21 protein-coding genes and 1 tRNA gene are annotated in these 22852 nt (G+C 67.7%); 12 read left to right on the forward strand and 10 right to left on the reverse strand.

What is annotated here, in order from left to right:
- Positions 1–10 precede the first annotated feature (10 nt).
- The 12 genes from IB257_RS17100 (at position 11) to IB257_RS17155 (ending at position 12667) form a co-directional block, all read left to right on the forward strand.
- Positions 11–1147, forward strand: coding sequence for an FAD-binding oxidoreductase (locus tag IB257_RS17100; RefSeq protein ID WP_054450289.1), 1137 nt, complete (start codon positions 11–13; stop codon positions 1145–1147).
- A gap of 29 nt (positions 1148–1176) precedes the next feature.
- The gene (locus tag IB257_RS17105; RefSeq protein ID WP_054450287.1) at positions 1177–1593 is read left to right on the forward strand and encodes a RidA family protein; all 417 of its coding nucleotides are present in this window, start codon (positions 1177–1179) and stop codon (positions 1591–1593) included.
- 127 nt (positions 1594–1720) lie between these two features.
- Positions 1721–3166, forward strand: coding sequence for a M81 family metallopeptidase (locus IB257_RS17110; protein WP_175159527.1), 1446 nt, complete (start codon positions 1721–1723; stop codon positions 3164–3166).
- A gap of 52 nt (positions 3167–3218) precedes the next feature.
- Complete coding sequence (locus IB257_RS17115; RefSeq protein WP_192492613.1) at positions 3219–4790, forward strand: ABC transporter substrate-binding protein; 1572 nt, start codon at positions 3219–3221, stop codon at positions 4788–4790.
- A 52-nt stretch (positions 4791–4842) separates the two neighbouring features.
- Positions 4843–5778 carry an ABC transporter permease gene (locus IB257_RS17120; RefSeq protein WP_054450281.1) on the forward strand — a complete coding sequence of 312 codons (936 nt, stop codon included), beginning with the start codon at positions 4843–4845 and terminating at the stop codon, positions 5776–5778.
- A gap of 13 nt (positions 5779–5791) precedes the next feature.
- Complete coding sequence (locus IB257_RS17125) at positions 5792–6667, forward strand: ABC transporter permease (protein WP_054450278.1); 876 nt, start codon at positions 5792–5794, stop codon at positions 6665–6667.
- 8 nt (positions 6668–6675) lie between these two features.
- Positions 6676–7683 carry an ABC transporter ATP-binding protein gene (locus IB257_RS17130; protein WP_054450277.1) on the forward strand — a complete coding sequence of 336 codons (1008 nt, stop codon included), beginning with the start codon at positions 6676–6678 and terminating at the stop codon, positions 7681–7683.
- 8 nt (positions 7684–7691) lie between these two features.
- Positions 7692–8705 carry an ABC transporter ATP-binding protein gene (locus IB257_RS17135; protein ID WP_192492614.1) on the forward strand — a complete coding sequence of 338 codons (1014 nt, stop codon included), beginning with the start codon at positions 7692–7694 and terminating at the stop codon, positions 8703–8705.
- 12 nt (positions 8706–8717) lie between these two features.
- Positions 8718–10172, forward strand: coding sequence for an amidohydrolase family protein (locus IB257_RS17140; protein ID WP_175181181.1), 1455 nt, complete (start codon positions 8718–8720; stop codon positions 10170–10172).
- An 83-nt stretch (positions 10173–10255) separates the two neighbouring features.
- Positions 10256–10888, forward strand: coding sequence for a helix-turn-helix domain-containing protein (locus tag IB257_RS17145; protein WP_125472416.1), 633 nt, complete (start codon positions 10256–10258; stop codon positions 10886–10888).
- A gap of 256 nt (positions 10889–11144) precedes the next feature.
- Positions 11145–11324: a hypothetical protein gene (locus IB257_RS17150; protein WP_054450268.1), complete on the forward strand. Its 180-nt coding sequence runs from the start codon at positions 11145–11147 to the stop codon at positions 11322–11324.
- Positions 11325–11458: 134 nt separating this feature from the next.
- A complete protein-coding gene (locus IB257_RS17155; RefSeq protein ID WP_119450862.1) occupies positions 11459–12667 on the forward strand; it encodes an NAD(P)/FAD-dependent oxidoreductase in 1209 nt (402 codons plus the stop codon).
- Between the two features lie 31 nt (positions 12668–12698).
- Here the strand turns inward: IB257_RS17155 and IB257_RS17160 are convergent, their stop codons facing one another.
- From IB257_RS17160 to IB257_RS17205, 10 genes are all read right to left on the reverse strand, one after another.
- Positions 12699–13265: a GrpB family protein gene (locus IB257_RS17160; protein WP_119450880.1), complete on the reverse strand. Its 567-nt coding sequence runs from the start codon at positions 13263–13265 to the stop codon at positions 12699–12701.
- 41 nt (positions 13266–13306) lie between these two features.
- Positions 13307–13576 (reverse strand): hypothetical protein, encoded by a 270-nt coding sequence (locus tag IB257_RS17165; RefSeq protein ID WP_119450861.1) that lies wholly within the window; start codon positions 13574–13576, stop codon positions 13307–13309.
- A gap of 283 nt (positions 13577–13859) precedes the next feature.
- Positions 13860–13944, reverse strand: a tRNA-Leu gene (locus tag IB257_RS17170).
- A gap of 156 nt (positions 13945–14100) precedes the next feature.
- Positions 14101–15090: a tripartite tricarboxylate transporter substrate binding protein gene (locus tag IB257_RS17175; protein ID WP_054450261.1), complete on the reverse strand. Its 990-nt coding sequence runs from the start codon at positions 15088–15090 to the stop codon at positions 14101–14103.
- A 98-nt stretch (positions 15091–15188) separates the two neighbouring features.
- Positions 15189–16364 carry an alpha-hydroxy acid oxidase gene (locus IB257_RS17180; RefSeq protein ID WP_192492615.1) on the reverse strand — a complete coding sequence of 392 codons (1176 nt, stop codon included), beginning with the start codon at positions 16362–16364 and terminating at the stop codon, positions 15189–15191.
- Positions 16361–17758, reverse strand: a complete 1398-nt coding sequence (locus IB257_RS17185) for a VOC family protein (protein WP_054451301.1) — start codon at positions 17756–17758, stop codon at positions 16361–16363. The genes IB257_RS17180 and IB257_RS17185 overlap by 4 nt, the downstream gene beginning before the upstream one ends.
- Positions 17759–17839: 81 nt before the next feature.
- A complete protein-coding gene (locus tag IB257_RS17190; protein WP_119450858.1) occupies positions 17840–18781 on the reverse strand; it encodes a LysR substrate-binding domain-containing protein in 942 nt (313 codons plus the stop codon).
- 86 nt (positions 18782–18867) lie between these two features.
- Entirely contained in the window at positions 18868–20289 is a 1422-nt protein-coding gene (locus IB257_RS17195) for a YadA-like family protein (RefSeq protein ID WP_192492616.1), read from the reverse strand.
- A 79-nt stretch (positions 20290–20368) separates the two neighbouring features.
- The gene (locus tag IB257_RS17200; protein WP_175159515.1) at positions 20369–22624 is read right to left on the reverse strand and encodes a phosphocholine-specific phospholipase C; all 2256 of its coding nucleotides are present in this window, start codon (positions 22622–22624) and stop codon (positions 20369–20371) included.
- A gap of 37 nt (positions 22625–22661) precedes the next feature.
- Positions 22662–22832 carry a hypothetical protein gene (locus IB257_RS17205; RefSeq protein WP_166738396.1) on the reverse strand — a complete coding sequence of 57 codons (171 nt, stop codon included), beginning with the start codon at positions 22830–22832 and terminating at the stop codon, positions 22662–22664.
- Positions 22833–22852 lie beyond the last annotated feature (20 nt).

Below are 22852 nucleotides of genomic sequence, written 5' to 3' on the forward strand. Positions count from 1 at the left end.
TTCCGACAAAATGACAGCAGAACCCCTATTCGATTACGCCGTGATCGGCGCCGGCATCGCCGGCGCTTCCGTGGCCTACCGCCTGAGCGCCACGGCCTCGGTGGCCGTGTTGGAACGCGAGGCCCAGCCGGGCTACCACTCCACCGGCCGTTCCGCGGCCATGTTCATGGAAACCTACGGCACGGACCAGATCAAGGCGCTCACGCGCGCCAGCCGCGCCTTCTACGAAAATCCGCCGCAGGGCTTCAGCGAGCATCCGCTGCTCAGCCCGCGCGGCGTGCTGTACATCGCCACGCCCGAACAGCGGGACCTGCTGCGCCAGGTCTATGACGACTTCCGCAGCCAATCGCCCAATGTGGCGCTGATCGACGCCGAAGCGGCCGTCGAGCGCGTGCCCTGTCTGCGCGCCGACCAGATCTGCGGCGCCATCGAAGAACCGGACGCGCGCGACATCGACGTGCACGCGCTGCATCAGGGCTTTCTGCGCGGCATGTCGCGCCAGGGCGCGGTACTGCACAACAATGCCGAAGTCGTGTCGGCTGCCCATGCGGACGGCGTCTGGACGCTGACGCTGGCCGATGGCCGCAGCCTGCGTGCGCGAGCGCTGGTCAACGCCGCGGGCGCCTGGGCGGACCATACCGCGGCCCTCTGCGGGGCCTCGCCCGTCGGCCTGCAGCCGTGCCGCCGCACCGCCTTCACGTTCTCCGGCCCGCAGGACGTGGACTTTGCCCATTGGCCGGCCGTGGTCGGCGTCGACGAAAGCTATTACTTCAAGCCCGATGCCGGCCAATTGCTGGGATCGCCGGCCAACGCCGATCCGGTCGCCGCGCATGACGTGGTGCCGGAAGAACTGGACGTGGCCACCGGCATCTACCGCATCGAAAGCGCGACCTCGCTCACCATCCGCCGCCCCAAGCACACCTGGGCCGGCCTGCGTTCCTTCGTGCGCGACGGCGATTTCGTGGTCGGCTGGGATGCCGATGCGCCCGCCTTCTTCTGGCTGGCGGCCCAAGGCGGCTATGGTATCCAGACGGCCGCGGCGACTTCTGAGCTGGCTGCCGCGCTGCTCACGCGCCAGCCGCTGCCCGCCCATCTGCATGCGCACGGCGTGAATGCCGAAGCCGTGCGTCCTGCGCGATTGCGCTGAACCCACCCCCTTGCCTGCGAGAGTCCACCATGACCACCATTGCCCGCTACCCCAGCCCCCTGCCCCTGCCGTTCTCCCGCGCCACCCAGGCCGGCGGCTTCCTGTTCCTGTCGGGCCAGATCCCGATGGACGCCAACGGCCAGGTCGTGCGCGGCGACATCACCGCCCAGACCCATGCCGCCATCGAGCGCATCAAGGAAACGCTGGCCCTGGCGGGCGCCACCCTCAAGGACGTGGTGCGCGTGACGGTATGGCTGTCGGACCTGGAGCTCTTCGCGCAGTTCAACGACGCCTACCGCAGCCATTTCTCGTCCGACTTCCCTTCGCGTTCGACGGTCGAGGCCAAGCTGGCCATGGGTGTGGACGTGGAAATCGAGGTGCAGGCCTGGCTGGGCGCGGCAGTCGCGCACGGCGGCTACACGCCGGGCCCCGTGTCCGAAGCCTGATCCCGCCCCGCGGGCCTGTCCGATGGTTTGACACTGCCCGGCCCTCGCGCCAGGCAGTGCGGTCTTTTCCTTGCGCTCGCGGCAACGCCTGCGCCCCCATGTGCACATCCTTACGCGGAGCGGCAGCATGAAAATCTTTTCCGGGTCCCTGGCGACCGAGACGAACACCTTCTCTCCCATCCCGACCGGGCTGTCGGCCTATCGGGCGCGCGGCTACTACCCCGCAGGCCAGCATCCGGACCGCATGCAGATGTTCTCGGGGCCGCTGTGGGCGGCGCGCCAGCGCGCGCAAGGCAAGGACTGGACCTTGATCGAAGGCCTGACCGCCGGCGCAACGCCGGCCGGCATCACCACCCGCCACGCCTACGAAACCCTGCGCGACGAACTGCTGGGCGACCTGAAGCGCGCGGGCCGCGTCGACATCGCCCTGTTCGGCCTGCACGGCGCCATGGTGGCCGACGGCTACGACGACTGCGAAGGCGACCTGCTGCGCCGCGCGCGCGAGATCGTGGGCCCCGACACCGTGATCGGCGCCGAACTGGACCCGCATTGCCACATGACGGCGGACATGGTGGAAAGCGCCGACTTCCTGGTGTGCTTCAAGGAATATCCGCACACGGACATCCTGGAACGCGCCTACGACCTGGTGGACCTGTGCGTGGCGCGCGCCGAAGGCCGCATCAAGCCAACGCGCGCCGTGTACGACTGCGAGATGATCTCCATCATGCACACCAGCCGCGAACCCATGCGCAGCTTCGTCGACCGCCTGCTCGCGATGGAAGGCAAGGAAGGCGTGCTGTCGGTGTCGATCGCGCATGGCTTCCCGTGGGGCGACACCCCCGACATGGGTTCCAAGGTGCTGGTCTATACCGACGGCGACCAGGCCCAGGCCAACGCCCTGGCGCGCGCGCTGGGCGAAGAGATCATCGGCTTTCGCGACCAGTTGGCGCCGCCCTACCCCGGCGCCGACGAAGCGCTGGACCAGGCCCTGGCGTTGAACGACTTCCCGGTGGTGCTGGCCGATTCCGCCGACAACGCGGGCGGCGGCGCCCCCAGCGACGCCACCTTCATCCTGGAACGCGTGCTGGCGCGCGGCATCACCGACGTCGCGACCGGCCCCTTCTGGGATCCGGTGGCGGTGCAGCTCTGTTTCGAAGCTGGCGAAGGCGCGCGCATCCAGCTGCGCATCGGCGGCAAGGTCGCGCCGGTATCGGGACAGCCGCTGGACCTGGACTGCGAAATCGTGGCGCTCAAGCGCGACGCCATCATGACCGGGCTGGCCGGCACGCCCGCCCTGCTGGGCGACGTGGCCATCGTGCGCAGCCAGGGCGTGACCATCGCCCTGACCACCAACCGCACCCAGGCCATGGGCACCGACCTGTTCACGCAGTTCGGCGTGGACCTGCAGGCCATGAAGCTCATCATCGTGAAATCGTCGCAGCATTTCTACGCCTCGTATTCGCAGGTCGGCCGCCACGTCATCTACGTGGAAACGCCGGGCGCCATCACCACCGACTACAACGCGCTGCCTTACACCAAGCGCAAATTGCCGAAGTGGCCGTTCAAGGCCTGAGGCTCAACGATCGCCGCCCGACCAGGGCATGGGAATAACGAAGGGGATAACAATGATCAGACGTTTCAGTTTGCTGGGCGCAGCCGCCCTGCTGGCCATGGGGGCCGCCACCGGCGCGCTGGCGCAGACCAAGACCCTGCGCCTGGTGCCGCACGCGGACCTCAAGACGCTGGACCCGCTGTTCAACACGGCCTACATCACGCGCAACCACGGCTACATGGTGTTCGACACCCTGTTCTCGCAGGACAGCAAGGGCCAGGTCAAGCCGCAGATGGTGGACAGCTGGACCCTATCCGAGGACGGCAAGAGCTGGAGCTTCACCTTGCGCCCAGGCCTGAAGTTCAATGACGGCACGCCCGTCAAGGCCGAGGACTGCGTGGCGTCGATCCAGCGTTGGGCCAAGAAGGACACGCTGGGCCAGGCCATGATGGCCGCGGGCGCCGAACTCGCGGTGACCGGCGACAACAGCTTCACGCTGACGCTGAAGGAGCCTTTCGGCCTGGTGCTGGACGCCCTGTCCAAGCCTTCCGGCATGCCGCCCTTCATCATGCCCAAGCGCCTGGCCATGACGGACCCGAACACCCAGGTCACGGAAATGGTCGGCTCGGGCCCCTTCCTCTTCAAGCGCGATGAATGGGTGCCGGGCAACAAGGTCGTGTACGTGAAAAACCCGGCCTACGTGCCGCGCACGGAACCTGCCGACGGCCTGGCGGGCGGTAAGAACGTCAAGGTGGACCGCGTCGAGTGGGTCTACATTCCCGACGGCAACACGGCCACCGCCGCCCTGATGAACGGCGAAGTCGACATGATCGAACAGACCACGCCCGACTTCCTGCCCGTGCTGGAGACCAACAAGGACATCACCCTGAACACGTCCGTCGCGACGCAGGGCATGGTCATCCTCAATTCGCTGCATCCGCCCTTCGACAACCAGCTTGCCCGCCAGGCGCTCTACCACCTGGTGAACCAGAAGGAAATGCTGTCGGCCATGGGCTACCCGGAGAAATACCGCGTGGACTATTGCCCCAGCCTCTTTGTCTGCGGCTCGCCGCTGGCCAGCGACGCGGGCGCGGCGCCGTACGCCAAGACCGACCCGGCGCGCGCCAAGCAACTGCTGCAGGAAGCCGGCTACAAGGGCGAGAAAGTCGTGGTGCTGTACCCCACGGACCACCTCAGCGCGCCCGCCGTCATGGTGCTGACGCAGAACATGAAGAAGGCCGGCATCAACGTCGACCTGCAATCCATGGACTGGGCCTCCCTGGCCGGACGCCGCCTGAAGAAGGATCCGCCCGCGCAAGGCGGCTGGAACGTCTTCCTGACCTGGGGCGGCTATTACGACGCCAGCACGCCGGTGACCAATCCCTGGATGTCCGCCGCTTGCGGCAACAGCCTGCCGGGCTGGCCCTGCGACAAGGAACTGGACGCGCTGCGCACCAGCTGGATCCGCGAAACGGACCCGGCCAAGCGCAAGGACATCGCCGCGCAGATGCAGGCGCGCGCCTACCAGAGCGTGCCGTATGTCATGTGGGGGGAATTCAAGCCCGTGTCCGCGTTCCGCGGCTTGCAGCACACCGAACTGCTGAAGACCGGCATCCCGGTGATGTGGAACATCGAGAAGCCGTAAGGCGGGCGCCGGGCGCCATGAGCGCCCGGCCACAAGCCGGGGGAAAACCAGCGTGAAATACATACTGCGCCGCATCGCGGCCGTCATTCCTGTCATGGCCGTGGTCGCGGTCGTGGTGTTCCTGCTGATCCACCTGTCGCCGGGCGATCCCGCGGCGGTGATCGCGGGCGACAACGCCACCGCCGACGACGTGGAGAAGATCCGCCAGAACCTGGGGCTGGACAAACCATTGCTGCAGCAGTTCGGCATCTGGGTCAGCCACATCGCCACTGGTGATCTGGGCACGTCGATGTCGACACAGATGCCGGTCTCGCAGCTGATCGGCCAGCGCATGGGGCCGACGCTGTCCATCGCCATTTTCACCATGCTGTTCGCGGTGATCGCGGCGATTCCGCTGGGCGTGCTGGCGGCCTGGCACGCGGGACGCTGGCTCGACCGGCTGGTCATGATAGGCGCGGTCTGCGCATTCTCGGTGCCGGTGTTCCTGATCGGCTACAGCCTGGTCTACGGCTTTTCGATCAAGCTGGGCTGGCTGCCGGTGCAGGGCTACAAGCCCCTGGCCGACGGCGTGGTGCCCTACCTGCGCCATCTGGTGCTGCCCTGCCTGTCGCTGGGCCTGGTCTACATGGCGCTGCTCACGCGCATGACGCGCGCCACCATGCTGGAAGCCCTGTCCGAAGACTACATCCGCACCGCCCGCGCCAAGGGCCTGGCGGCCGGCCCCATCGTCTGGCATGCGCTGAAGAACGCCGCCAATCCCATCGTCACCACCATCGGCGTGGGCGTGGCCCTGCTGATCGGCGGCGTCGTGGTCACGGAAACCGTATTCGCGATTCCCGGCCTGGGCCGCCTGACCATCGACGCCGTGCTGCGCCACGACTATCCCGTGATCCAGGGCGTGCTGCTGGTGGCCTCCGGCATCTATGTCCTGATCAACCTGCTGGTCGACCTGAGCTACCGGCTCTTCGATCCGCGCATCCGCTATTGAACGGGGACTACGCATGACGACCACTACCCTGTCCCTGCCCGCGCGCCGGCCGCGCCATCGCCGCGTGCTGCGCTCGCTGCGCCGCCATCCCATGCTTTACATCGGCGGCGCCATCCTGCTGGCGCTGGCCGCGATTGCGCTGGCCGCGCCCTGGCTGGCCACCGTCGATCCGCAGGACATCAATCCGCTGGCGCGCATGAAGCCGCCATCGTCCGAACACTTCTTCGGCACCGACGCGCTGGGCCGCGACGTCTATTCGCGCACCGTCTGGGGCGCCCGCGTCTCGCTGGTGGTCGGCATCGTGGTGGCGGTGGTCTCCACCGTCGCCGGCGTGGCCCTGGGCATGGCCGCGGGCTACTTCCGGCGCATCGACGCCTTCATCATGCGCATCATGGACGGCCTGATGGCCATTCCGGGCGTGCTGCTGGCCATCGCCCTGATGGCCACGCTGAAGGGCGGCCTGGGCACCGTGATCATCGCCATCGTCATCCCCGAGGTGCCGCGCGTGGTGCGCCTGGTGCGGGCGCTGGTGCTGACGATACGCGAGCAGCCCTATATCGAGGCCGCCATTTCGTCCGGCACGCGCGTGCCCGCGATCCTGCTGCGCCACATCCTGCCCAACCTGTTCGCCCCGCTGATGGTGCAGGCCACCTTCATCGCGGCGTCCGCCATCCTGACCGAGGCCGTACTGAGCTTCCTGGGCGTGGGCATACCGCCGCAGATCCCCAGCTGGGGCAACATAATGGCCGAAGGCCGCAACTTCGTGGCCGTGGCTTTCCACATCATCCTGTATCCGGGCTTGTTCCTGGGCGTGGCCGTCCTGGCCGTCAATCTGGTGGGCGACGGGCTGCGCGACATGCTCGATCCCCGTCTGGCGAAAAAGCTGTAGGAGCGCCCATGCAAACCCAACCCGTCTTGCGCGTGCACGACCTCACCACCTGTTTCGATGGCGATGAAACCACAGTGCTTGCCGTGGACCGCCTGTCCTTCGACCTGATGCCCGGTGAAACCCTGGGCCTGGTCGGCGAATCCGGCTGCGGCAAGAGCGTCACGTCCCTGTCCATCATGCGCCTGTTGCGCGCCCCCGGGCGAGTGGCCGGCGGCAGCATCGAGTTCGACGGCCAGGATCTGCTGGCGCTGCCAGAAAAGGCCATGCGCGCGATCCGCGGCAACCAGATCTCGATGATCTTCCAGGAACCCATGACCTCGCTGAACCCGGTGTTCACGGTGGGCCGGCAGATCAGCGAATCGCTCATGCTGCACCAGGGCCTGTCGCGGCGCGAGGCCATGGCGCAGGCCGAATCGCTGCTGGAGCTGGTGCAGATCTCCGACCCGGCGCGCCGGGTGCGCGAGTATCCCTACCAGCTGTCGGGCGGCATGCGCCAACGCGCCATGATCGCCATGGCGCTGGCCTGCCAGCCCAAGGTCCTGATCGCCGACGAGCCCACCACCGCGCTGGACGTCACCATCCAGGCGCAGATCCTGCACCTGCTGCGCGAAATCCAGCAGCGGCTGGGCACCTCCATCGTGCTGATCACCCATGACCTGGGCGTGGTCGCGCAGATGTGCCAGCGCGTCATCGTGATGTACGCCGGGCGCAAGGTCGAGGAAGGCAGCGTCGACGACATCCTGGATCGCGCCCAGCATCCCTATACCCAGGCGCTGATCCGCTCGTTGCCTGATTTCGCCGACGGCCAGGACCATACGGCGCGGCTGGCCGAGCTGCCCGGCATCGTGCCAGTGATGACGCCCGAGTCGCGCGGCTGCGCCTTCGCGGCGCGCTGCCCGGAGGCGCAACCGCGCTGTTCCGAGCAGGCGCCTCCGGCCGCCGATGCCGGCAGCCGCCACCGCGTCTGGTGCTGGGCCCGCGCGGCCGAACCCGCCCCCGCCGCCCTGACCGCCTGAGGCCCGCCATGAATCTGCACGACATCCCCCTTGCGAGCGCCGTGTCCGCGCCCGCCGCCGACGCCCCGCCCATGCTGGAAGTCATAGGCCTGAAGAAACACTACCCCGTGGACAGCGGCAGCGGCGCCAAGGTGCTGCGCGCGGTCGACGGCGTTTCCCTGTCGGTGCCACGCGGCCAGACGCTGAGCCTGGTGGGCGAATCCGGCTGCGGCAAATCGACCACCGGCAAATGCCTGATCCGCCTGACCGATCCCACCGAAGGCCGCATCCTGCTGGAAGGCCGCGACCTGGCCGCCATGAACAGCCGCGAGCTGCGCGCCATGCGCCAGCGCATGCAGTTCATCTTCCAGGATCCGTTCTCGTCGATGAACCCGCGCATGCGGGTGCGCGACATCATCGGCGAGCCGCTGCGCGCCTTCGGCCACAGCCGCGCGGCCATCCGCGACCGAGTCGCGCAGTTGCTGGCCCGCGTCAGCCTGCGCCCGGACGCCGCCGACCGCTATCCCCACGAGTTCTCCGGCGGCCAGCGCCAGCGCATCGTGATCGCCCGCGCGCTGGCGCTGGACCCGGGCCTGATCGTTTGCGATGAACCGGTGTCGGCGCTGGACGTGTCGGTGCAGGCGCAGGTCATCAACCTGTTGATGGACCTACAGCGCGACCTGGGGCTGACCTATGTCTTCATTTCGCACGACCTGAGCGTGGTGCGCCACATCAGCCATCGCGTCGCCGTGATGTACCTGGGCAAGATCGTCGAGACCGGCACCCGCGAGGCCATCTTCGAACGGCCCGCCCATCCCTATACCCGCGCCCTGCTGGCCGCCGTCCCTTCGGCCCGACAGGGCGAGCGCAAGCCCGTGGAAGTGCTCAAGGGCGAGATTCCCAGCCCGCTGTCGCCGCCCTCGGGCTGCGCCTTCCGCACCCGTTGCCCGATGGCGCAGCCGCGTTGCGCCGAGGAAGCGCCGCAGCCGCGCCAGATCGCCCCCGAACAGCAGGTCGCCTGCCACTTCGCCACCCCCGTTTAGCCGGAGATACGCATGTCCCAGACCGACGCCACCCCGTTCGACTACATCCTTGCCGGCGGCACCGTCATCGACGGCACCAACTCGCCGGGCCGGCTGGCCGATGTCGGCGTGCGCGGCGACCGCATCGCCGCCGTCGGCGACCTGAGCGCCAGCAGTGCCCGGCGGCGCATCGACGTGGCCGGCAAAGTGGTGTCGCCGGGTTTCATCGATTCGCACACGCACGACGACAACTATCTGCTCAAGCACCGCGACATGACGCCCAAGATCTCGCAAGGCGTCACCACCGTGGTCACCGGCAACTGCGGCATCAGCCTGGCGCCGCTGGCGCATGCCAACCCGCCCGCGCCGCTGGACCTGCTGGACGAAGGCGGCTCGTTCCGCTTCGAGCGCTTCTCCGACTACCTGGAGGCCCTGCGCGCCGCGCCGCCCGCGGTCAACGCCGCCTGCATGGTAGGCCATTCCACCCTGCGCGCCGCCGTCATGCCCGATCTGAAGCGCGAAGCCACGGCGGCGGAAATCCAGGCCATGCAGGCGCTGGCCGACGACGCGCTCGCCAGCGGCGCCATCGGCATTTCCACCGGCGCGTTCTATCCGCCCGCGGCCCATGCCAGCACCGAGGAAATCATCGAGGTGTGCCGCCCGCTGGGCACGCATGGCGGCGTCTACGCCACCCACATGCGCGACGAAGGCGAACATATCGTGGCGGCGCTGGAAGAGACCTTCCGCATCGGCCGCGAACTGGACGTGCCGGTGGTGATCTCGCACCACAAGGTCATGGGCAAGCCCAACTTCGGCCGCTCCAAGGAAACGCTGGCGCTGATCGAGGCCGCCATGGCCAGCCAGGACGTGTCGCTGGACGCCTATCCCTACGTGGCCGGCTCCACCATGCTCAAGCAGGACCGCGTGCTGCTGGCTGGCCGCACGCTCATCACCTGGTGCAAGCCCTTTCCCGAACTGAGCGGGCGCGACCTGGAGGAAATCGCCGCCGAGCGCGGCAAGTCCAAGTACGACGTGGTGCCGGAGCTGCAGCCCGCAGGCGCCATCTACTTCATGATGGACGAGCCCGACGTGCAGCGCATCCTGGCGTTCGGCCCCACCATGATCGGCTCCGACGGCCTGCCCCACGACGAGCGTCCGCACCCGCGACTGTGGGGCACCTTCCCACGCGTGCTGGGCCATTACTCACGCGACCTGGGCCTGTTCCCGCTGGAAACCGCGGTCTGGAAGATGACCGGCCTGACCGCCGCCAAGTTCGGCCTGGCCGAACGCGGCCAGGTGCAGCCCGGCTACTACGCCGACCTGGTGGTCTTCGACCCCGCCACCGTGGCCGACTCGGCCACCTTCGATCGTCCCACCGAGCGCGCCGCGGGCATCCACTCGGTGTACGTCAACGGCGCGCCCGTCTGGGAAGGCCAGGCCTTCACCGGCCAGCACGCGGGCCGCGTCCTCAACCGGGCGGGTGCCTGATCCCGGCCAGCCCTTACAATCCGGCATACGCAGCGGGGCTTGCGGGCCCTGCCCCAACCACCTCCTACCTGCCAGATCGCTACATGGCCCTACCCGGCACTACATCCCCGCCCGAGATCGTCGGCAAGGAAGAAATGGGCGCTCGCCTGCGGGCCGAGCGCAAGGCGCGCAAGATGACCCTGCAGGCGCTGTCCCGCGCCAGCGGCATCGCAGTCTCGACGCTGTCCAAGGCAGAGCTGGGGCAGATTGCCCTCAGCTACGAGAAGTTCGCCGCGCTGGCCGGCGCGCTCGGCATAGACATGACCCGCATGTTCATGCTGCCGGACGCCTCGCAGGCCGCCGTCGCCCCCACCTTCGTCAAGAACAAGCTCAGCGACGCCCGCGACTACGTCACCGAGAACTACCACTACCGCCTGCTCATGGGCGAATACCCCGGCAAGAAGATGACGCCCATGCTGGCGCTCATCGACTCGCGCAAGGTGGTGGAGTTCGAGGACTACATCCGGCACCCGGGCCAGGAATTCGCGCTGGTGCTGTCGGGCAAGGTCCGCATCCAGTTCGAAAATGGCGACAGCGTCGTGCTGGGCAAGCTGGAGACCGCCTACTTCGACAGCAGCATCGGCCACGTGTACCTGTCCATGAGCAAGAAGCCCGCCGAAGTGCTGGCGGTGTGCAGCGACGTGGGCGAAGTGCCGTCGCGGCTGAAGGCGCCCTGAGGCGGCAGCCACGCCAAGGGCGCGGCCGACCGGAACGCCTGTGCGCCGGCCCGCCCGTTCCCTGCCGGGCGGCCGCGCGCAGCGCTGGCATATGGCTGTCATACTCGCGGGCGATACTGGCGTCCGGATATCCGCCAGCCCCCGATCCCGGGCGCGCGCCGGATATTCATATAAAAGGTATTTCGTTGGCCGCCGCCCCTGGCCGCCTTACGATACCTGGCATCGACAGGGCCTGACGCCCGCAGGAATGCTCCACATGCAACGCTTGATATCCCCGATACTTACCCGCCGCCCGGTGCTGCTGGCCGGCCCGCTCAGCGCGCGCCGCTACGACGCCGTGGTTTCCCTCCACGCCCACCGCGAAGCGCGCAGGCTGCGCGAATCCGCGCAGCGCATCCTGGCCGTTTCCGCCCGCTACATGCTGCCGGGCGCCTGAGCCCGTCCCCAATCGCTGCGGCCCGATCTCCTTCGGACGCGCAGTGGCCACTTTCATGCACTTCCTCCAGCTGCCACCTGCGGTAGCATTGCCGATTCGGCCCGAGACCGGGCCAGGCAGAACAGGAGTCATGCATGCAGAAGGTGGTAATCGTCGGCGGCGGCCACGCGGCGGCGCAATTGTGCGCCAGCCTGATAGAAGGCGGCTTTCCCGGCAGCCTGACGCTGGTGTGCGAAGAGGCCTCGCTGCCCTACCATCGCCCGCCGCTCTCCAAGACCTACATCAAGGATCCGGAAGCTCCGATCCAGCTGCTGCGCGCCGAGGCGGTCTACGCCGACGCCGGCGTGCAGGTGCTGTTGGCCGATCCCGCGGTCGGCATAGACCGCGACGCGCGCCGCTTGACGCTGGCTTCGGGCAAACAGCTGGACTATGACGCGCTGGTGCTGGCCACCGGCACGCGCGCGCGGCGCCTGCCGGACGTCCCTGATGAGCTCCAGAACCTGATCTACCTGCGCAACGCCGACGATGCCGCGCGCCTGCGCGCCGCGATCGCCGACGCGCCTTCGGTCACGGTCGTGGGCGGCGGTTTCATCGGCCTGGAAATCGCGGCCACGGCCGGCGCCTTGGGACGCCCGGTCACCGTCTTCGAATCCGCGCCGCGCCTGCTGGCGCGCTCCGTGTCGCCCGAAGCCTCGGACCACGTCGCCCGCGTGCTGCACGAGTCCGGCGTCGACCTGCGCCTGTCCTCCGACCTGCAACACATCCGGACCGAGAACGGCCGCGTGCGCAGCGTAGTCGTCAACGACGTGGAGCATCCGGTGGACCTGCTGGTCGCCGGCATCGGCGCCGTCCCCGAGATCACGCTGGCGCAGGCCGCGGGCCTGGACTGCCTGAACGGCATCGTGGTGGACGGGCTGATGCAAACCTCGGCGCCCGGCATCTACGCCATCGGCGATTGCACCTCGTTTCCGTATGCACGCTGGGGCAAGACCCTGCGCCTGGAGTCGGTGCAGAACGCCAACGACCAGGCCCGCACCCTGGCCGGCGTGCTGCTCGGCACCAAGACGCCGTATCACGCTCTGCCCTGGTTCTGGTCCGACCAGGGCGCCTTGCGCCTGCAGATCGCCGGCCTGGCGCCGCCGGACACCGAGCGCGTCCTGCGCCCGGGCGCCAAGCCCGGCAGCTTCTCGATCCTGCACTTTGCCGACGGCCATCTGGTCTGCGTCGAATCGATCAACGCCCCAATGGACCACCTGGCGGCGCGCAAGCTGTTGGAGCTGGGTCTGAACCCGCCCCGCGACGTGCTGGCCGACCCGGCCGTGCCGCTCAAAAGCCACTACTGAGGCGAATGGAGAAAGTCCGCGCCGGCGCGCCTCAGATGAAGCCGGCGGCGCGGAACATGCGCTGGTAGATCTGGCGCAGGACGGCTTCCTTGCGCTTGTTGTAGTCCATGACCTGCATCGCGCCGACCGCCGCCTCGCGCTTGGCCTGGGCATACAGATCGCGATCGGCGTCGTGCTGGCGCAGCCAGTCGCGGAACATCCGGTGGCGGACGTTCTCGGGGCAGTCCGGGCCGAACACATGCAGGTTCACGCGCGGCGCGGCCAGCTGCAAAAGACGGTGCTGATGCCAGGACGGCTCCCGCAAGACCAGCGCGTAACCGGCCGCCTCCAGCGCGGGGACATAAGAGTCCTCCTGGACGGGGTCGGCCACTGTCAGGTCTATATCTATCACCGGCTTGGCCGGCAGGCCCGGAACCGCCGTCGATCCCATATGCTCGACCGCAAGCGCCGCCGGTCCCAAGGCCTCGCGCACCTGCGTCGCAAGCTGGCCATAACGGACCGGCCAATCAGGGTCATAGGGTACGACCGCGACCAATTCCGGCGCCGGCTTGCCACGGACCCAGGGATCCTCGTCCGGATCCGAGTCGTAGTGCCGCATGATTTCTTCCGGCGTGGGCGCGCGCCGGTTTCCAGCCGGGTTCAATTGCCGAAAGCGCGACGCAGGCGCTCCAGCTCGGCCATGTTCAGGCGCTTGGCTTCCGCTTCGGCGTAGTTCCGTTCCCCTGATTCATAGGCACCCTTGTAGATGCACTTGCTGCGGCTCGCGCACTCGCCGCCGGCGCGGGCAGAGGAGGAATACGACTTGGCGGCAGCCTGATCCGAAGTCTTGGAACCGCTGGACGAGCAGCCGGCCATCAGCGCAGCCGCGAAAATCGCCACACCACAGCGGCTCAACGTTTGAATGGACATTTCCTGGTCCTGCAGAAAAGCTGTAGCCGACTTTATAGCAGGCTCTTGGAATCAGGGATTCACGGGCAATTGCTTCGAAACATTGCCGGTCTGAGGGTGCAAGACTCTGCTCGCGGCATATGGCAGCGCCTTTGATTGCGGGTAGACTGCCGCAGCTGGCTGGCCATGCGTTCCCGATAGTTGCCGCGGCGCTGGGAACACCGCGAAATGAAAAAACCCGCATCCTGGTCAAAGGAATGCGGGTCTTTTGCATTTTCCAGGGGCGACCCCTGGAACAAATTCTTGGTGCCGACGGCGAGACTCGAACTCGCACAGCTTTCGCCACTACCCCCTCAAGATAGCGTGTCTACCAATTTCACCACGTCGGCTAACTTCAGCCAGAAAAGCGTGCTTTCCTGGAAAGTCGAACATTCTATCACGCAAATTGGGAAACGGGTGGTTCCGTGCCGCTTTGTCGCTGGCATGCCACCAATCCGTCCCCAAGTACTATCCAGAGGAGCCGCGAACGCCCCTCCCCCCGCCTATCAGTTGATCTGCAGGTTGGTCGCCTTGACGACTTCGCCCCACTTGCGGGTTTCGCTTTCCATGAAGGCCTTGAATGCTTGCGGCGTGTTGGGCGGCGGGGGCATCAGGAAGCCATTGGTCTGGTAGCTGGCGGCCAGCGCGGCGTCGGAGGTCAGGGCCTTGTTGATGGCGGCGTTGACCTTCTGGACGATTTCGGGCGGGGTGCCGGCCGGCGCGTACACGCCGAACCAGGCCGCCACGTCGAAGCCCTCCACGCCGGATTCGGCGATGGTGGGGATTTCCGGGGCGAACGGGACGCGGCTGGCGGTGGTGACGGCAAGACCCGTCAGCTTGCCGGCGCGCACATGCGGCAGCAGCGGCGGCAGGTTGTCGAAGATCGAGTCCACTTGTCCGCCCAGCAGGTCGGCCACGGCCGGGCCGCTGCCGCGGTACGGGACGTGCAGGATGTCGATGCCGGTCTTCATCTTGAAGAGTTCGCAGCCCAGGTGGGCGGACGAGCCGTTGCCGGGCGAAGCGCAGGTGAGCTTGCCCGGGTTCTTCTTGGCGTAGGCGATGTATTCCTGCACGGACTTGACGGGCACGCTGGCGTTGACGGCCAGGATGTTGGGCACCACGTTCAGCAGGGCGACGGCGTCCAGGTCCTTGAGCGCGTCATAGGACATCTTGGAATAGAGCGACTGGTTGATCGCGGTGGAAATCGATCCGACGAACAGCGTGTAGCCGTCGGGCGCCGAGCGGGCGACGGACTCGGCGCCGATGTTGCTGTTGGCGCCGGGCTTGTTCTCCACCACGAAGGTCTGGCCGAACTCCTTGCCCAGCACGTCGGCGATCATGCGCGCGCTGATGTCGGTGGTGCCGCCCGGGGCGTAGCCCACGACCAGCCGCACCGGCTTGGTCGGATAGGCGCCGGCCTGGGCCTGCGCCGGTCCGCTGGCGATGCACGCCAGCACTGCCGCCACGCCGGCCAGTTTGGTATAGATCTTCTTCATGTTTCCTCCTGTCGAAAACGGATGGGCGCGCATGGGGATACGCACCGTTTTTTGTTGTTGTGCGGGCGCTGCTGCCCGGAGCGGCACAGCCGCCCGCGTCAGACGGCGCCTGCCGGCCGCAAGGGCGCGATCAGGTCCGGCGTGAGGTCGGCCAGCGTCGCGCAGCCGAGCAGCGCCATGTTGGTCGAGATCTCGCTGCGGAATATGTCCGCCACTTTGCGGATGCCGGCGCTGCCGGCCACGGCCGCGCCGAACAATTGGGGCCGGCCGGTGAAGACCATGCGCGCGCCCAGGGCCACGGCCTTGAGCACGTCGGAGCCGCGGCGAAAACCGCCATCCACCATGACCGGGAAGCCGGGCGGCACCGCGGCCACCACGTCGGGCAACGCCTGCAAGGGCGAGATGCAGCCATCCAGCTGGCGTCCGCCGTGGTTCGACACGATCACGCCGTCGGCGCCCGCCGCGCAGGCCAGGCGCGCATCATCGGGATGCATCACGCCCTTGAGCACCAGCTTGCCCGGCCAGTTCTCGCGGATCCAGCGGATGTGTTCCCACGACAGCTTGTCGCGTTCGCCGCGAAAGCCGTTGGGCGGGTCCTGGGTGATGGGCGGGCCGATCTCTTCGTACAGGTTCGAGAACCTGGGGATGCCGCTGCCCAGCAGCGTGCGCAGGAAGACGTTGAAGCTCCAGCGCGGGTGGCGCATGCCGTCCAGCATCACGCTGGGGCTGAGCTTGAAGGGCACGGTGAACGAGAGCTTCTGCAGGTTCTCGCGGTTGGCGCCGACGCAGGTGTCGATGGTCACCACCAGCACCGGGATCTCGGCCTGGCGCAGCCGCGCCATCAGCTTGCCGATGCGCTCGGTATTGCCCGGCAGATAGGCCTGGTACCAGCAGCGCTTGCCCGTGGCCTCCTGCAAGCGTTCCAGCGGCACGCTGGAAGCGCCGCTGATGATGAACGGTATCTCGGCCTGCTGGGCGACCTGCGCCAGCGCCAGGTCGCACTCATGCATGACGATGGCGGAGAACCCGGTAGGCGCGAAGCCCACCGGCATGGCGTAGCGCTGGCCGTAGAGTTCGACCTGGCTGCTGCGCTGGTCCACCACGCGCAGGCCGCGCGGCCGGAAACCCACGTCGCTCAATGCGCGCACGCTCTCGGCCAGCGAGGCGCCGTCCTCGGTGCCGCCGCAGACGTAGCCTTCGACGCAGCGCGGCATGATGCGCCGCGCCTCGCGTTCGAAGTCGCGCACGGACAGGCAACGATCCAGACGGCTCATGCGGCCACCGGCGAGCCGGCCTGTGCGCGCAGCGCCTGCATGCAGGCGGCCAGCGAACGGTCCTGCGTGTCCTGGTAGAGCGCCAGCTCGTCCTGCACCTGGGCGCCCAGGGCCTGCTCGAAAGCCGCCTGGCTGGCGTTCTGCGCGTATTCGGCCTGGGCCTTGTCGCCCAGGTTCGACTGGAAGATGCCGGCCGCGCTGACGGGCAGGAAGTCCTCGTACACCAGCGGCTCGAAGCGGATGTAGCCCTGGGCGATCAGGTCCTGCAGGCTGGCTTGCGCATCCGCGCCGTCCTTGCCGGTCAGGAAATAGCGGAAATAGGCCAGCCCCTGCGCATGCAGCGCATCATAGTCATCCGGGAAGGCGGCGAAACAGTCCTGCAGGTTCTGCATGTAGGCCGCGGCATTGCCTTCGTTGGGCGCGCCGCTGATGCGGCTGCGGGCCAGGTCCAGCAATTGGTCGTAGAGCGCGCGGCCCTTGCGGGTCAGCGCGACGCCGCGCTGCTCGATCTCACCGAAGCGCGCCGTGTGGCTGCCGGCCGCGGACTGGCCGTCGGCGCCGGCGAACAGGACCGCTTCCTCCAGCGCCTTGAAGCTGGTCTGGCGCAGCAGTATCGGACATTTGCGCGGCGGCGGGCCTTCGATCACGGCCTTCGCTGACACGCCGCGGCGCGGCATCTCGGCCTGGGCCTCGTCGATGTCCAGCGTGCGCGGAGTCAGGTGATTGATGTGCGGGCCCTTGAAGGCCACCACGTCGGCGATCAGGCGGTGCTGGCCGTGCAGTTCCTCGTAGTCTTCCAGGCTGACGGTGGCCTCGCTGTGCCAGCGGAAAGTGTGCAGGGCTTCGGCCACGAATTCGCGGGCCTCGGCTTCAACCAGTCCGCCCTGCGCCTCAAAGCGGGCCGCGAGTTCCAGCGTACGCGCGGTGAATATCTGGCGCGCGGCCAGGATGCGCGCGGCCTTCTCGCGCAGGGCCTCGTCGGCGATCAGTTCCAGCCGCAGCAGCGAGGTGAAGACGCGGAAGGGGCTGGCCTGCAGCGAGGCTTCGTGGGTGGCACGGAAGGCGGTGGAATGCACCGGTACGCCGGCCGGCGACAGATCGTAGTAGCCCACCGGCTGCATGCCCATCACGGCGAACACGCGCCGCATGTTGGCCAGTTCCTGCGCGGTGCCGACGCGGATCGCGCCGTGGCGCTCGATGTCCAGGCGCTCGATCTCGCCCGTGCGGGCCAGTTGGGCGGCCAACTCGGGCTGTTCGGCCAGCGTCTTGGCGTTGACCTGGGCGACCAGGTCCAGCAGCGTGTCGTACAGCGGCACTTCCGACTTGTACATGTCGGACATGGCGCGGGAGAACCAGGCGCGGATCTGGTCCGGATTGACGAAATTCTGACTCATGGCGGGCTCGGCACATCGGTAAACAAGGATGGCCCGCATGAAATCATGCGCCGCGCGTGCGATCAAATGAAAAAAATCGGCTTAATCAGTCCGTTTTTTCATGGACCGCGCCCGCTGGGCGTCGCGCTCGCGCTTGCGCGCGGCCTCTTCCTCAACCCAGGCGACGAACTGCTTGATCTTGGGCACTTCGGCCGAGTGCTCGGAATAGGCGACGAAGTACGCGCCGTCGCTGGGCTGCACGTAGTCCCAGGGAATCACCAGCTTGCCGGCCTGCAGCTCTTCTTCGGCCAGCAGGCGCGGCGTCAACGCCACGCCGCAACCGCCTTCCGCAGCGCGCACGCACATGTAGAAGGTATCGAAGCGGGGACCGTGGTAGCTGCGGTCGGACTGGAATTGCTGGCGCGAGAAGTAGTCGTGCCAGGCCTCCGGACGCGAGGCGCACTGGATCAGCGCCTGCGCGCTCAGCGCCTCCAGGCTGTCGACCCTGTCACCCGGAAGAAAGCCGGGCGCGCACACCGGCACGACCTCGGCCTCGAACAATTCCCGGCACTGGGCGCCCGGCAAGGTGCCATGGCCGAAGAAGAAGGAGATGTCGATCTTGGCCTGCATCAGGTCGAAGGGCCGCGTTTCGCTGCGCACCTTGACCTGGATGTCGGGATGGGCGGCCATGAAGCCCTGCAGGCGCGGGATCAGCCAGCGCGCGCCAAAGGTGGGCTGGGTGCCGATGGTCAGCACCTGAGTCTCGCTGCCGTAGGTCAGGATGTAGCGCGAGGACATGTCCACCTGGTTCAGGATGGCCCTGACCTCGGACTGGTACAAGGCTCCCGCAGGCGTCAGTTGCAGGCGCCGCCGCACCCGCAGGAACAGCGGGTTGCGCAGCAGCGCCTCCAGCTGCGCGATCTGTTTGCTGATCGCGCTCTGGGTCATGTGCAGTTCCTCGGCGGCGCGCGTGAAGCTCATGTGCCGCGCCACCGCCTCGAAACATTGCAGCGCCATCATCGATGGCATCAAACGCTTTTCCATGGGGCCGATCCGGGTATGCCTGTGCTGGCGGCGGCCGACGTTCCATCGCCGGCCGCCGCGCTTGCGGCATTATCGCAGGCCCGGCCTCACCACTGGTATCCGACCCCCGCCGCGCCGCCGAAGTCGCCGCGGGACGTGCCGTTGGCCGACACCTTGTAGACCCAGCGCCCGCCGCTGGACACGCGAGACAGCCCCAGGGCGTAACCCGATTCGCCGTTCCAGGTGCCGCCAGCCATGGACAGCATGTTGCGGCCGGGCAAGTAGGCCTGCGGCAAGGAAGCCGTCGCCATGGCTGCAGCCACCCCCGCGCTCAGCATGCGCTCCTGGGACTCCAGATCGCTGCGCAGGTTCTGCAGGGAATGCTCGACGGCGCCCACGCGCGCCTCGCTTGCGCTGCTTGCGGCGCGCAGCTGGCCCACGTTGACGGCATCGGTGTCCTCGCTGCCTGCGGCCACGCCCGTCATCTGGCGTCCACCCACGTTCACCTCGCCCGTGGAGCTTTGGGGCTGCGCCATGCCGTAGGCTTCGTAGTTCTCCTGCGCGCCGCGCGCCGCCGAGGACCCCGCCCCCAGCGCCACGCTGTTGCCCGCGCTGGCCACCGCGCCTGCGCCGACCGCGACGCTCTGCGTGGCCGCGGACGAATCCGCTCCCACCGACACGCTGCGGTCGGCAACGGAACCGCGTCCGGCGTTCGAGCCTATCGACACGTTGTCGTTGCCCCGCACGCCCGACCCCGCGGCCGTGCCCTGCGCCACGTTGTTATTGCCCACGACGTCGCGCCCCGCAGCCAGCCCGCCAGCCGTATTGCCGTCGCCCTGCACGCCATAGCCCGCGTAGGCGCCAGCAGCCGTGTTGTTGGCGCCGGTCACGTTCTGCCCGGCGTTCTTGCCCTGCGCCAGATTGCCCTCGCCCGCCACGTTCTGCCCCGCGTTCTGGCCCAGCGCCAGGTTGCCGTCACCGACGACGTTGCGGCCCGCTTCCTGGCCGAAGGCCGAATTGCCGTTGCCGGTGACATTGCGCCCGGCGTTGGTGCCATAGGCGGCATTGTTGTTGCCCACCGTATCCGTGCCGGCCCAGAAGCCAAACGCATCGTTGTAGTCGCCCGTGACGTTCTGGCCGGCGCTTCGGCCAAACGACTGGTTCCAGCCGCCCTGCACATTGGTGCCGGCGTAATAGCCGATGGCCTGGTTGGCATTCTTGCCGCCGACCTTGGAGCCCGCGCCCTCGCCGATCGCCAGGTTCCAGTTGGTGCTCACGTCCTGGCCCGCGCCATTGCCCAGGCCGATGTTGTTGCTGCCTTTCACGTTGGCGCCAGCGTTCTTGCCGATCGCGTGATTGCCCTTGCCCGTCACGCCCTGAGCGGCGCCCGGCCCATAACCGAGGTTGCTGCCGTCCCACTTCACAGGCGGCGCGGTCTGCGCCTGCGCGGCCGATCCCCCGGCCAGCGCGCCCACCAGAACCGCCACCGACAAGCCGTTGGCGGCCAGAATTGCGTATGTGTGCTTCATTTGTATGTTGATCGATTGTTGTTGCGGACCGGCCGGACGCGCACCCCGATGCGCGCCCGGCCCGCTCATGCCTGAGCCATCACAGATGCAGCGCCATGGCCGGATCGCTGACGCTCGCGCGGCCGTTCTCCATGCGTCCCGCGAAGCGGCGTTCGAAGCCTTCGGCGGTGACGGTGAAGTCGTACCAGTTGCCGCTTTCCTTGATGGACCAGTGGTGTTCGGCGACCTTGCCCGGCTCGACCGCCAGGGTCCAGGGGCCGTCCTTGCGGTAGGCGTTGGATTGCAGGTTCGCCTGCAGGCTGGCCGTGCCGCGGTTGGACACCTTCACGTAGAGCGCGCTGCCTGCCGGCTCGTAGCAGACCTGCACTTCCAAGGCCGCGCCACGCTGCGTATTGCCGGAGAAGGTCCGCACGAAGCCGTTGCTGCTGTACACCCACAGGTCATAGTCGCCGCCGGTCCAGGTGTCGGACAGCGTCTTGCCGGCTTCGACGGTGTAGCGCCGCGGGATCAGGTCCAGGTTGCGCTTGTCGTACACATGGAACACCGCGCCGGCTTCGCCCGTGTTGCTGAACAGCAGTTCGACCGCGCCATCCGCCCCCAACCGGGCGCTGGTGTGCAGTTCATAGGGCAGCGCGCGCGACAGCCGCGTGCCGGTCTCCTGGAACAGCGGCTGCGGGATTGCGGGCGCCTGGGTCACGGCGGTGGTGGGCAACAGCTTCTGCGCCGCGTTGACCGCGGGATAGTTGCTGGTGTCGGGCAGCGTGGGCACGCGCGGATCGTTGGGACTGACGAAGTCGAAGCAGGTGGTCAGGTCGCCGCAGACCGCGCGGCTCCAAGGACTGATGGCGTCGACCTTGATGTCGAAGCGCTGCTCCAGGAACCGGCCCACCGAGGTATGGTCGAACACCTGGGAATTGACCCAGCCGCCCTTGCTCCACGGCGACACGACGTACATCGGCACGCGTGAACTCAGGCCCCACGGCCGGATGTTGCCGGTGATCTTGTCGTCGGCCTTCAGGTAGTTGCCCACCGAGGCATCGAAATACTCCCCCTCCAGCGGCACGGTGGACTTGCCCATCAGCACGCCATTGGCGTCATAGGACGGCACTGCGGGCATGGCGGCGTGATCGAAGAAGCCGTCGTTCTCGTCGAAGGTCACGAACAGTGCGGTCTTGCTCCAGACTTCCGGATTGGAGGTCAGCGCGTCCAGCACGTCGGCGATGAAATCGGCGGCACCGGCCACGCCTTCGCTGCTGCCAGGATGCTCGGCCAGGGCCTGCGTGGGCAACACCCACGACACCTGCGGCAAAGTGCCATTGGCCACGTCCTGCTTGAGCTGGGCTAGGAAGTTGACGGCGCCGTCGTTCTTCTCGGGGCCGCCCGTCAGGCCATGTTCATAGATCGGCGAACCCGGCTGCGCGGTGCGGAAGCTCTTGAAGGCCAGGCAGCCGTGCATGGCGCCCGTCCAGTTGTTGTTCATGTTCTGGTAGATGTGCCAGCTGACCCCGGCGCGCTGCAGCAGGTCGGGCAAGGTGTCCCACTTGAAGGCGCTGTTCACGTACTTGTAGTTGTAGGCGCCGGTCGCGGGGTCGACCTGGCCCGAACCGTCGGCCAGCTGCGCGCGGCCCGCCACCCAGTTGGACGGATTAGGCCAGCAGCGCGAGTTGACGGGTTCCGAATCGGTGTCGGTGCTGTTCACGCCCAGCTTGCGCAGTTCGGGATTGGCGTTAGCGCCTGACCAGAACACGATGCGGTTGGGATCGGTGCCGGTCAGGATGGAACAGTGATAGCCGTCGCAGACCGTGAAGGCGTCGGCCAGCGCGAACTGGTACGGAATGTCCTCGCGCATGAAGAAGCCCATGGTGGCCTGGTTCTTGTACTGGATCCACTGGTCCATCTTGCCCTGGTTCCAGGCTGCCTGCTGGTCCGGGAAATTGTGCGGCGTGCCCGATCCGATCAGCGCGTTGCTGGTCCTGGAATCGCGGCGGAAGGGCTGGATGTCCTGGCCGCCCTTGGGGTCGGGCTGGAAGAACACCGATTTACCGCTGGCCAGCGGAATCGGGAAGCGGTCGCCGAAACCGCGCACGCCGCGCATGGTGCCGAAATAGTGGTCGAACGAGCGGTTCTCCTGCATCAGGATCACGATGTGCTTGATGTCCTTGATGGTGCCGCTTTCAACCGCGGCCGGAACCGCCAGCGCGCGCTGGATCGAGGCGGGCAGCAAGGCCATTGCCGACAGGGCGCCGGCCGCCTGGGCCGAGGCGCGGAAAAACTGCCGGCGGCCCGGCAAGGCCGGGGACGCGCTGGCGGGATGCGAGGGATAGGTCTTGGTCATGGGGCTACTCTTGCGTGGGGTTGGGCGGATCGGGCGTTCAGGGCGCGCAGCGCAGTTGCGGCGCGGGCGGCGGCGTCTCTGGCTGTCCGGTCTCGGGCGGCGTGGTCGCGCCGTCATCCGAGTCGTCATCGCCGCCGCAGGCGGCAAGGGTCAAACTCAAGGCGATGGCCGCAACAAGGGCGCGGCCCAGTGCAAAGTACGGGGTCATGAAAACTCCTGGTCAGGGAA

This window comes from Achromobacter sp. ACM03 (assembly GCF_014851665.1).
GTDB lineage: Bacteria > Pseudomonadota > Gammaproteobacteria > Burkholderiales > Burkholderiaceae_B > Achromobacter > Achromobacter aegrifaciens.